General features: G+C 50.2%; 8 protein-coding genes and 2 pseudogenes. 3 read left to right on the top strand and 7 right to left on the bottom strand.

The window, feature by feature from the left end; all coding sequences use genetic code 11:
• Window positions 1-99 precede the first annotated feature (99 nt).
• From ACTOY7_RS20750 to ACTOY7_RS20760, 3 genes are all read right to left on the bottom strand, one after another.
• Complete coding sequence (locus tag ACTOY7_RS20750) at window positions 100-936, bottom strand: carbohydrate ABC transporter permease (RefSeq protein ID WP_160283959.1); 837 nt, start codon at window positions 934-936, stop codon at window positions 100-102.
• A gap of 139 nt (window positions 937-1075) precedes the next feature.
• The gene (locus ACTOY7_RS20755) at window positions 1076-1963 is read right to left on the bottom strand and encodes a carbohydrate ABC transporter permease (RefSeq protein WP_482671717.1); all 888 of its coding nucleotides are present in this window, start codon (window positions 1961-1963) and stop codon (window positions 1076-1078) included.
• A 192-nt stretch (window positions 1964-2155) separates the two neighbouring features.
• Complete coding sequence (locus ACTOY7_RS20760) at window positions 2156-3538, bottom strand: ABC transporter substrate-binding protein (RefSeq protein ID WP_482671716.1); 1383 nt, start codon at window positions 3536-3538, stop codon at window positions 2156-2158.
• A 238-nt stretch (window positions 3539-3776) separates the two neighbouring features.
• Here ACTOY7_RS20760 and ACTOY7_RS20765 point away from each other — a divergent pair, with 238 nt between their 5' ends.
• Together ACTOY7_RS20765 and ACTOY7_RS20770 are read left to right on the top strand one after the other, a co-directional pair.
• Window positions 3777-5552 (top strand): cache domain-containing sensor histidine kinase, encoded by a 1776-nt coding sequence (locus ACTOY7_RS20765; protein WP_482671715.1) that lies wholly within the window; start codon window positions 3777-3779, stop codon window positions 5550-5552.
• A 128-nt stretch (window positions 5553-5680) separates the two neighbouring features.
• Window positions 5681-7285: a response regulator gene (locus ACTOY7_RS20770; protein ID WP_394684043.1), complete on the top strand. Its 1605-nt coding sequence runs from the start codon at window positions 5681-5683 to the stop codon at window positions 7283-7285.
• 67 nt (window positions 7286-7352) lie between these two features.
• Here the strand turns inward: ACTOY7_RS20770 and ACTOY7_RS20775 are convergent.
• The 3 genes and pseudogenes from ACTOY7_RS20775 to ACTOY7_RS20785 all read right to left on the bottom strand — a co-directional run.
• Window positions 7353-7631: pseudogene (locus ACTOY7_RS20775) on the bottom strand (type II toxin-antitoxin system YafQ family toxin); the annotation flags it as partial.
• The gene (locus ACTOY7_RS20780) at window positions 7628-7822 is read right to left on the bottom strand and encodes a type II toxin-antitoxin system RelB/DinJ family antitoxin (protein WP_482672368.1); all 195 of its coding nucleotides are present in this window, start codon (window positions 7820-7822) and stop codon (window positions 7628-7630) included. The gene ACTOY7_RS20780 and the pseudogene ACTOY7_RS20775, both read right to left, overlap by 4 nt.
• A 282-nt stretch (window positions 7823-8104) precedes the next feature.
• On the bottom strand, window positions 8105-8671 hold the full coding sequence (locus ACTOY7_RS20785) for an ATP-binding cassette domain-containing protein (protein WP_482671718.1): 567 nt from the start codon (window positions 8669-8671) through the stop codon (window positions 8105-8107).
• Window positions 8672-8808: 137 nt separating this feature from the next.
• Between ACTOY7_RS20785 and ACTOY7_RS20790 the strand changes: the two genes are divergently transcribed.
• Window positions 8809-10134, top strand: a complete 1326-nt coding sequence (locus ACTOY7_RS20790) for an IS4 family transposase (protein ID WP_482671714.1) — start codon at window positions 8809-8811, stop codon at window positions 10132-10134.
• 698 nt (window positions 10135-10832) lie between these two features.
• On the opposite strand, the pseudogene ACTOY7_RS20795 reads toward ACTOY7_RS20790, so the two are convergent.
• Window positions 10833-11177: pseudogene (locus ACTOY7_RS20795) on the bottom strand (relaxase/mobilization nuclease domain-containing protein); the annotation flags it as partial.
• Window positions 11178-11402: the final 225 nt, after the last annotated feature.

Consider the following 11402-nt stretch of genomic DNA (forward strand, 5'->3'; position numbering starts at 1 on the left):
TTATTGTATCATATCGTATCCCATTTAAAAAGCCCCTTTTCATGGGGAGGGGGATTTTATGCCCTTTTGCACTCTACAAGTCCTACAAAGCTTTCATACTTACTTCAATATCGCCCCCGCCGAAAATGTTTTTTCCACCTGGTTGCTGAAGAACACAAACAGCAGCACAGGCAAGATACTCGTGATCACCATGGCCGCGTACATTCCGCCGTAATCCGTGCCGTATTTTCCGGAGGAATAATTCATCAGCGCGATGGGGAGCGTACGGTACTTCTCCCCGCTGATCAGCACCAGCGCGTAGATAAATTCATTCCAACTGTTGATAAAGGTATTGATGCACATGGTAGCTACGGCGGGCTTGATCATGGGCACAATGACCCGGAACAGGATCGTGAAGATCCCGGCCCCGTCCATCACCGCGGCCTCCTCCATTTCCAGGGGAATCCCGGAGAGGAAGCTGCTGCACATCAATGTGGCCATGGCAATATTAAAGGCCGAGATGGTCAGGATCAGGGACAGCGGATTGTTGATCAGGTGCATTTCCCGGAGCATCATAAAGATAGGGACAATGACGATCTGGGAGGGGAGCAGAATCCCCAGAGTCACCATTTTGCTCACATGCACGGACAGCTTCCACTGCATCCGCGTCAGCGCGTAGGAAAGCATGATCGCCGCTGTCACGGTCAGCAGCAGGGTAAAGCCGGTCACGATGATGCTGTTTACAAAAAATTTCAGAATATCCCGGTTAAAAATCGCGTCCGTGTAGTTTGCAAATTTCCAGACATGGGGAAGCCCGAAGGATTCTCCTGTCATGATCTCTGACGTATCTTTAAATGAATTGATCAGCATCCACAGCAGCGGGTACACCGAAGTGGCCGCGCAGATCCCGAAGATGACCGTCAGGATTCCTTTGATCCATTTTTGCCGGATTCTCATAATGTTTGTCCTCCTGTATCTATAACCGATGGATACTGACCGCCAGATCAACCTGCCGCTCAGTATCATAAGATGCGCACAGCCGCATGAGGAAATCTGTCCCTTTGCGGCTGCGGCCGGCGCTGTACTCCCGGCCGCCTTAGTCCTCCCTGTATTTCCCCTGCCTGAACAGCCAGCCGATGCCGCCCAGAACCACGCAGGTCTCGGCGATCACCAGGATTCCGACAGCAGAAGCCATGCCGTACCGTTGGTTGGAAAACGCCTGCCGGTACATGTACATCATGACGGTTTGAGTCAGGTCTCCGGGGCCGCCGCCGGTCATGATGAATACCTGGGGAAATGTAAACAGGCCGCCGATTGCGGAAACCGTCACACAGGTCTTTGCCACGTCCCGCAGAAGCGGAAGCGTGATATAACGCACCGTATTGAAAAATCCGGCCCCATCCAGCTGGGCTGCCTCAAAATAGCTCTCAGGAATCGCCTTGATCCCGGAATAGGACATCAGCAGGTCCATGCCGAACATCCACCACATTCCCACAATGGCAATACAGATCATGGCGGTTTTCGGATTGATCAGCCATTCATTTTGCAGAAATCCCAGCCCGATCATTTTCAGGAAATAGTTCAGCAGCCCCCAGTCCGCATGATAAATAGTCAGCCAGAGCTGTGAGATTACGGAAATAGAAAGGACAAGGGGGATGACAAATGCGGTTCTCAGGATCTTCTGCGTCCTGGGCCCCAGTGTGCAGAGCAGGATTGACACGATGACAGCAAGCACCGCATTGCAGAGCACCGCCAGAAGGCAAAGCCCCAGGGATGCCAGATTTGCACGGATAAATGCTTCATCCTGCAAAAGGGTTTTAAAATTTTCCAGCCCAATCCATTCCGGCGGCGTGAGACCGTTGGTTTTCTGCAGCGACATGACCACGATATTGAAGATCGGATAGACGACAAATGCCGCAAGCAAGATCAGCGCCGGGGCGCTCAGCAAAAAAATATACCATTTATTTCCAAGTACTTTTTTCATAGCGTAACTCCTGTCTCGAATTTTAGAAATCGGCACACGCAGACGCCCGTATCGGTCTGCCGCGCCATACTGCCTCAATGGGAAAAACCTGCCGCCGGCCGTTTCTCCGCATACAATAGTATCAAAATACAATGGTATCAAAAAGCCGGCAGTATCCGCGAAATGCAGTACCGCCGGCCCGCCTCGCCGGAGCTATTCTTCCAACGCCGCTTTATCCATATCTTCCAGATAGCTGTCCACCGTGTAATCCGGTGTATTTGTCATAAACTTGCTCGTAGCCTGCATGATACCGGAGGAAGCCGCCGCAGTGGGCATTACATCCTGAACCAGTCCGTATACATACTCGAAATTCTGCATATCCTCGGCAAGCTGCGCCACCGGCTCCGCAAAATCGCTGTCATAGGTCCATCCCAGGTCGCCCGCTTTGTATACGGTAAACGGATTTCCCTTTTCCTCGTAAACGTATTTGCAGCGGAGCTCCGCAACCGCCTCGCAGAGTGCAGCCGCTTCGTCCGGATGCTTGGTTCCCGCATAGACCATCATTCCGGAGTTCTGTTTTACACCGCCGGCTACATTTTTTCCATAGACATCCACATCCTCGTCGCGGATGACCGGATAATAGAAATATCCGAAATCTTCGCCCATTTTTTCCGCGCCGGACGCTACCGCCCAGGAGCCGTTTGCCATCATGGCCGCTTTTCCGGTCTCAAACATCGGAAGCGCTTCGTCGATCCCGGTCAATGCCACGTTCTTGGAAAATGCGCCCATATCCAGAAGCTCTTTCATGACATTTGCCGCTTCCGCATAAGGCTCATCGGAAAACTTCGCCTCGCCGTTCACAATCTTTTCGGTCATTTCCGGATCCAGTGAATAGGCAAATCCTTCCAGCATCATGGCTGCGCACCAGCCGTCCTTGGCGCCTACAGATATAGGCACGATGTCGGTTTTGGCAAGCGTCTCAACCACGCTTTTCAGCTCCGCAACGGTCTTCGGCACTTCCAAGTTGTTGTCTGCGAAAATCTTCTTATTATATAAGACGATCTCATAGGAAATGTCCTCAAACGGTACGGAATAAGTATGTCCGTCTTCTGCCGGCAGCTTTGCGGACGGAATCACCTTGTCCCAATAGCCGCTTGCTTCCAGATAATCGTCCAGAGGAAGTGCGCTTTCCGATTCCAGGATCGGGGTTGCCCAGCTTCCGCCTCGCTCCCACCATACATCCAGGCCGTCGCCGCCTGCGGAGATCATGGTGCGCACTTTGGTTTCGTAGGTCTGTGCGTCGCCGGGAACCATTTCCAGCTCCACCTCTACATCCGGCAGGACCTCCGGAAGATGTTCCATCACATATGCCATTTCCGCCTGCACGTTTTCATCCGTGTCGTTGAAAAGCATATTCAGTTTGACCTTTTCTCCGGAATCTTTGGAACTGCTTTCAGCGCCGCTCTCCGTACCGCCGGAGCTTTCCGAACCTGAACTGCCGGAATCCCCGGAACCGCCTGCCCCTCCGCAGGCCGCAAGTGAACCGGCCATGATTCCGACCAGTGCAAGTGACGTCAATTTTTTCCATTTGTTCATTCTTCTTTCCTCCCTGTTGTTGTATTGCTGTTGAGAATATCTTATACACTTCCAGCCGAAAACGGAATGGAATTTTCGGACGCTATATGGAAAAATCAGAAAATTGATCCCTTTCTTGTATTCAAGCATCCCCGCATATTATATAATAATTCTCGAAAGACGATTGCTGCAGGCCGCATTCTGATACACGGGATATGGAATCAGAATGGCCTGAATGGGAACAATGGGAGGATACACAATGTGCAGAACTTATTTTTTTACCAACTGGAATATGAAAAGAAAAATCCTTGCGGTTTTTCTCCCCCTGCTCATGCTGTCCACCCTTCTGATCCTGGTCTCATCCATCTCGCTGATCATCCGGAACGGAAAGGCGGAGGCGCTGAACAACGCGAAGGACAAGCTGTCCCTTGTAACCGGCCAGACAGACCAGATCCTGTCAAATATTACCTACAATATTAAGGCATTTTCCACCAGCTCTGCGCTGCAGGACGCGATCCGTGCGGAGTATCCGGACAATAATTACGGCAACTATATGTTTTCCTCCACCATGCACAATGCCGTGCACAACATTATGGAGATCCAGAGCCTGATTTCCAGCGGCTACATCCATACCCGGGATGGCCGCGTATTCGATATCAAGACAGACGAAATCCGCACACCGGACGCGGAAATGGACGCGCGCTACCGGGAAATCGCGGCGGAGAAGGGGCGGATACTCCTGGAATATCCGGCGGACAAAAGCGGAGCCGCCGCCCTGACCGTGTCCAAATCGCTGATTGATATCCGGTCAGGGAGCTGCCTCGGGATTCTGACCTTTGACATCAAGGAATCCCTTTTTTATGACTCCTATCATTCCGTGTCGGATGAAGAAAATGAATGCTTCCTGCTGATCGACAGCGCAGGCACCATCATTTCCTCCGAAAACCGGGACGAGCTGCAGACAACGGCGTCCCCGGAAATCCTGGGTCTGCTGGAGGGCATGGGGAAGCCGGAACAGAAAACGCAGTACAAATCAGGCGGAAAAATCCCGCAGGAAACGACGGCCGAACACATGCTACTCCTTTCTTCCGAAACGGAAAACGGAGATTACCTGGTGGTCTACATGATGCGCTATTACCGGATATACAAAGAAGCCCTGAACCTGGCGCTGTTCCTTCTGATCATCGGCATCCTGGTTCTGGCCGCAGGGGTGCTTCTCTCTTCGCGGCTGGCCCAGAGCATCGTGGGTCCGGTGATCCGGCTGGCGGATTACGCAGACGAAGCCGGAAAGGGCAATTTCGACCTTCCGGTTCCCGTCCATTCCGGGGATGAGATCGGTTTTCTGGCGGAACGCTTCGGGGTCATGAATCACAATATCAAAGAACTGACCACCAGGATCTACAACGAGCAGACCCAGAAAAAGGAATATGAGCTGAAAATGCTGCAGGCCCAGATCAATCCGCATTTTTTATACAACTGTCTGGACAACATCAGCAGCCTGATCACGGATCAGAAAAACGAAACCGCCACCGCCATGGTATCCCATCTGGGCCGTTACTATCGGGCCATCCTGAGCAAGGGACGCAATATCATTACGATTCGGGAAGAACTGGAACTGATCCGGGCCTACCTGGAGATCCAACTGATCCGGATTCCGGATTTGTTTACCTATGAGATCACGGTGGACGAGGACATTCTGGATTTTAAGATCCTGAAAATGATTCTCCAGCCCATTGTGGAAAATTCCGTGATACACGGCTTCGCAGGCTTCAAAAACAGCGGCCGGATTAAAATAGAAGGAACCCTGGAAAACCAGACGGTCTGCATCCTCATTTCCGACAATGGAAAGGGCATTCCAGAGGGATCGCGTTCCTCCATATTCGCACCGGCTCCCACGGCAATCCCCAAGCATTTCGGGCTGAAAAATATTCAGGAAAGGATTCGTTTGAAGCACGGGGAAAAATACGGGATTTCCATAAAGTCAGAACAGGGGCAGGGAACACAGATTGAGGTTCGTTTTCCCAAGACATTGTAAACCCTGTCAAAATAGATACCCAAGGGCATCCCATCATGGCCATGCGGCCGTTTTACAAGGTATACCCAAGGGCACCCCGTCATGGCCATGCGGCCGTTTCATAAGGTATAGGAAAGGATAAACAGCATATGTATAAGATCATGTTTGTAGACGACGATCCTCTGATTCTGCGGAGACTTCACCAGATTCTGGACTGGCAGTCAATGGACTTTGCAGTCCTTCCGGACGCGTGCGACGGCATTTCTGCCCTGGCTTTGCTGAAATCGGCGGTCCCGGACATCATCATCTGTGATATCAACATGCCCAACATGGACGGGCTGGAGCTTGCCGCCATCCTAAAGGAACATTATCCGGATGTCCAGTGCATCCTGCTGACCGTCAACGACAGCTTCGGCTGCGCCCAGCAGGCTCTGAACATCGGCGTTACCCATTATCTGCTCAAGCCCATCGAGCCGGAATCACTGCGGGAACTGATTCAGAAAATTTTGTCCCGGCTGGACTCGTCCCGGGAAAAGGAAAACTACATCAGCTCCCTGTATTCCAAGGCATTGCTCAACGAGCGGATGATCCGGGACAAATTCCTGAACTGGCTGGTTTCCGGCCGTCAGACGCTGGACGAGCAACAGCTGAAGGAAAAATTTGAATTTTACCAGATTCCCTTACGCGGAGAGGAATTTCAGATCATTGCTGTCCACATCGAATCCCTGGATTTCCCGGTTTCCATGGAGAAAAATATGGACGACCTGCTGCAGACCGCCATCAAATCCATCGAGGACACGCTCAGCGATTACCCCAACTGCGTGGTGTTCACCGATTCCTTTTACCAGTGCAATATCCTCATGGGATATGAAAAAAATTCCGGCAGCCCGGGGCCGGGTACCCCGCTGATCTGCAGGCTGCTGCGGGACAATCTGCTGTTTGACCTGAATCTTTCCGCCGCCGTTTTTTATAGCTGCCGGTATAAGGGGCTGTCCAACATTTACCGCTGCTATTATGAGACAAAATTCTTGTCCCGGTATAACCAGACGGTTCTGGACAAGGGCATCATTTCCTTTGCGGAATATATGAAAAATGCCTTCGACATGGAGATGGATCTGGACTCCATCCGCTCCGCCACCTTCCGCCTGCTCCGTTCCGACGACTTAAGGGGCCTGGACGCCCACGTGCGGGATACGCTGGAACCGCCCTTTGCCCGGCATTCCTTTGACACCTTCAACATGCTGCGGATTGATTTTGTGATGACCGGCCTGATGTTCCTCCGGGAAAATAAACTGGCCCTGCAGGATATATTTGACCGGCATTATACGCCCCTGTCCGAAGTAATGGAGCTGAATGAGCCGGAGGGCTGCGCCGCATTCCTGGAGCATTATTTTCATCGGATTCTGGAACACATCCGGGGCAGCAAGGTGTCCCCGTCCCGCCGGATCACGGAAAAATGCATGGAGCTCATTGAGCAGAACCTGTCCTCCCCCGAGCTTTCCGTAAAGTGGCTCAGCTCCCAGCTCTACATGAACGAAAACTACCTGAGCCGCATGTTCCGCCGGGAGATGAACCTGCCTCTGGTGAAGTTCATGATGCAGAAGAAGATGGAGGCTGCGAAGAAATATCTGGATGACGGGTACACCAACCTGCAGGAGGTCGCCCGCCTGACCGGGTTCGCCGATCCGCTGTATTTCAGTAAGTGTTTTAAAAAAGAGTATGGGGTGGCGCCGTCGAAGTATATCGGGGTGTAGAGATGGATGGTGGCTGTAAAAAAGGCTTCAGGCCGTTGGAGTGTATCCGCATAGTCGGAAATGATTCCATTTTAAATAAATCTGCATGTGTGCCGGTATCGACCAATGTCAGTGTTAAGATATCATCTTCTATCAAATAGATTCACAGCCAGTCTGGCTGGATATGGCATTCCCGAAATCCGGCCAGCTTCCCCTTCAGGGCATGATCTTTATACTTTTTTTCAAGAGGAAGTCCCAGGAGCAGCGTGTCTACGACGGATTCCAGAAGAGAGATGTCCAGACCACGTTTTTTCGCTGTCTTCAGACTTTTTTTAAACTTTCCAGACAGAATTAATTCGTATTTCATAGATCCAATTCCTCTAATGCCTCAGAAAAACTGCCGTATCGTTTGGTATCAGGATCTCGGCTTATACATTTTGCTTCTTGCATAGCTTCTATAACCTCAGGCTTATACTCTGGATACTTCACATCAAACGGTATCCCTCCGCATAAGATGATCTGTTTTAAAAATATATTCACTGCGTCAGACAATGTCAATTAGGTGTTCACAGCAACGGCATCCAGCCCATTGGAACGCCAGTCATGCTATACAATGACATTGCGTCAACTGTGGGAGAACCTGTATCCTCCGTCTTTAAGTGTAAAAGGGCGGTATGCGAATCAACGAAAGGAGTGCAGCAAACGGGACGCAGGTAGTCGGATAGCCCGACAGTACCGATGAAGGCATCTACATCAATTTCCCGGGCAGCTACGATCTTCTGCTGGTTTCCGCCGGACATTTCTCTTGCCGCAGTTGTATTTCCCTGGGAACTGCGGATATCATATTTTTCGATCAGACGGTCCCGCGTGTTCGCGGCACACCTTAAAATTAATAAATCCATGTTTGGAAAACGGTTCGTTCCGGTATTTTTTCAGCAGCAGATTCTGCTCCATAGTGTACCCCAGAACAAGCCCGTATTTATGCCTGTCTTCCGGGATGCAGGTCAACCCGTGGGTGTTTCGGAACTGGATAGATTTTTGGGTAACGTCAATCCCCTGTATTTTGACCGCGCCTTCATCCGGCTGCACCAGGCCGGTAAGCGCCTCGACCAGTTCATTCTGGCCGTTGCCGTCAATTCCGGCAATGCAGAGGATCTCGCCGCGCCGGAGCGAAAAAGTAACATTATTCAGAAGCTTTTTCTTGTGGTCTTTGGATAAAAGCGTCAATCCGGATACTTCCATAGCCGACTCTTTCTGAACCGTAGACTTTCTTGTATAGTCCATGTCCAGCTTTCTGCCGACCATCAGTTCCGCCATTTCCTCAGCGGATGTGTCTTTCACGGATACGGCGCGGATAATGGTATCCACATCATAAAACTGGAACAGCTCATAGGAATAAATTCCGATGCTCGGCATTCCCATTTCCGTCCGGGCGGCGGAGATTTCAGCGGAGGGTGTCAGCATCTACAAGCATGATCCGAAGGGGAAAGCGGCCCTTGGATTTGAGGCATACACTTTATTTTCAATCCAAGGAGGTACACACGATGAAGTATTCTGATTCTGTAAAAGCAATCCTGCTCGCCGCTATTGATGAGCTCGCGGCAGACCCAGGAAAATACGCCAAAAACCCCGGCAGGGATTTCACCCGCAACAGGAAGCTCGGCTTTAAGCAGCTCCTCCTCATGTTTTTCACCTTAGAGGGGGAATGCATCCGGGAGGAGCTCTACACCTATTTTGGCCGCAGCACAGACGCCCCTTCCAAAGCGGCTTTTTACAAGCAGATCCACAAACTCAAGGACGGAGCGCTAAGGTGCCTGCTCCTGGCTTTTAACAAGAAACTGAAAAGCAACCTTTTTCATGGGAAATACCGGCTCATTGTCTGTGACGGCTCCGCGCTGGATATTTTCCGCGATCCCCATGACACGGATACTTTTTATGAACCCAGCAAGGCTTCCCCTAAGGGCTATAACCAGGCTTACATCAATGCCTGCTACTCCATCCTGGATCGGCGCTTTACCGACCTCGTCATCCAGCCTGGGCGCAAACACAATGAATACAGCGCCTTCTGCCAGATGGTAGACACCGCAGGCCCCCGCCCAGCAGGCGGCCCTGCGGACGTCTATTTCTGTGACCGGGGCTATGCGTCGTATAATAATTTTGCCCATGTCATTGAAAACCGGCAGTATTTCCTGATCCGATGCACAAATAAAAAAAACGAAGGCATCCTTGGGCGCAGCCTGGAAGGGGTAGAAGCCCTGGATATGCATCTGGAGCGCATCCTCTCCCGGTTCCAGTCAAAAAAGAAAAGGGCACATCCGGAATTCCCGGACAGGTACCGCCATGTATGCCGCAGTGTCCCGATGGATTACCTTACTGATGCCAGGCGGGAATACAACATTTCCCTGCGGGTCGTTCGGTTCGAACTGTCCCCCGGCTCCTATGAGAACCTGATCACAAACCTGTCAGACCATGAATTTGACATGAATGACTTCAAGGAAATCTACCATCTGCGCTGGAACCAGGAAAACTCTTATCGGGATCTCAAATACCCACTGTGCCTGAAAGCGCTGCACTCGAAAAAATACGAGTATGTTGCACAGGAAATATGGGCAAGGGCCATCCTGTATAATTTCTGCTCAGAAATCGCTTTCAACGTGAAAATCAAACAAGGTGGGAAGAAATACGAATATCAGATAAATTATTCGGAAGCCTTAAAAACCTGCAGGGCATTCCTCCGCATCCATGACGGGAAAAGCGTCATGGATGTGGAAGGCCTGATCGCCAGCAATATAGAAGCAGTCAAGCCGGGAAGAACCTTCCCACGGCAGAAAAGGTTCAAGATCCCTATGAGCTTCTGTTACCGCAATTAATTACAGAAGTAATCATACATAATTAATAGACACATGTGATCAGGCTGGTTCCACTTTTTACAAAAGGAATGGAGCTGGTCTTGTTGTCATGCCTTACCGTCAGCTGCATTCAAACAGGCATCCCGCCATTTCCCACGTTTTATCCATTCCTTGGCATGGTTTTAGAGGAAAATATCCATTGCCTTCATACTAAGTTGACCTCATTTATGTTTCTAAACGTAGTTCTTGGATAATTTTCTCCTTAAGTAAATGACATTGGTTCACACGGTGTCGTGCACTTGCTGCACGGCATTGGAAGCGGCGGAGTGATTAACGCAAATCTTTTATAGCATTATTCGACATAACGTGCTACAATTCTTTTAGTCAGATTAGAGCAGGTAGGGATAGTCTGCGGTTGTCCTTTCTGGAAACGGAAAGGAGGTCGGTATGAATACGTTAGAAGTGCTTACGTTAGTGCTGGTGATTTTTGCAGCCTTGACATACATAGACAATAAACACAACCGCAAGTAACGGAAAAGGCTATCTTCTACTGCAATAGAGGATAGCCTTGTAATCCGTTTGATTTTTAAACTGATTATTGTTTCCGATTGAACAACCGTCGGACACGCCATATCCTCCGGCTTCTAAGATGATTATAAACCAATACTGCGAATTTTGCAAGAGGGTTTAGGAAATGGGGGTGCTTCGGCACTCCTATTTTTCTGTGCGGTCAGCGCCGGATATTCCGATTTCAGCTTGTTGATGTTCAAGCCTTTTAAGGAAATGCCCGCCTGTTCCAGCATACGCCTTGCGCCGCCATATAGGATAATCTGACTCTCATACTTGCGGTCGGTCTGTTTTGCTTCTTTTCCGGTGGCGGAAGCGGCAGAGATTTTTTGTTCCAGTTCTACAATGGAACCCACTTCATTGTATGTCTGTGCAGCAATCTTTAAATTCTCCACCGCCGCCCACCTTTGCAGTCCCGGACTGTTCTGGAATTTCTCATCAGAGGTATCAATCAACCGCCTGTCTGCATAATCTCTTTTCGGGATAACGGCCTTTCTAAATTGGGCATAAAAAAACTGCTGTAACTTGTCCGGTTTACAACAGTCTGGTTTCGTGTCTGTTCAGTTGTTTTGGATAGAATTATCCATGCGTTATATTGTAGCAAATCTGCGGGAGAAGGTTAAGGACTGGCAGAGAAAAAGCGGAAAGAAAAGCAAAGAGGGTTAGGGATACTTCCCTATGGAAATTTCATCATACGGACGGTAGGGAAGTATGGGGAATTT

It is taken from the genome of Schaedlerella sp., from assembly GCF_056796775.1.

Bases quoted from the DNA above. Each gene is read 5' to 3' on its own strand.
- ACTOY7_RS20750 (WP_160283959.1), bottom strand. From the start codon at position 936: ATGAGAATCCGGCAAAAATGGATCAAAGGAATCCTGACGGTCATCTTC.
- ACTOY7_RS20755 (WP_482671717.1), bottom strand. From the start codon at position 1,963: ATGAAAAAAGTACTTGGAAATAAATGGTATATTTTTTTGCTGAGCGCC.
- ACTOY7_RS20760 (WP_482671716.1), bottom strand. From the start codon at position 3,538: ATGAACAAATGGAAAAAATTGACGTCACTTGCACTGGTCGGAATCATG.
- ACTOY7_RS20765 (WP_482671715.1), top strand. From the start codon at position 3,777: ATGTGCAGAACTTATTTTTTTACCAACTGGAATATGAAAAGAAAAATC.
- ACTOY7_RS20770 (WP_394684043.1), top strand. From the start codon at position 5,681: ATGTATAAGATCATGTTTGTAGACGACGATCCTCTGATTCTGCGGAGA.
- ACTOY7_RS20790 (WP_482671714.1), top strand. From the start codon at position 8,809: ATGAAGTATTCTGATTCTGTAAAAGCAATCCTGCTCGCCGCTATTGAT.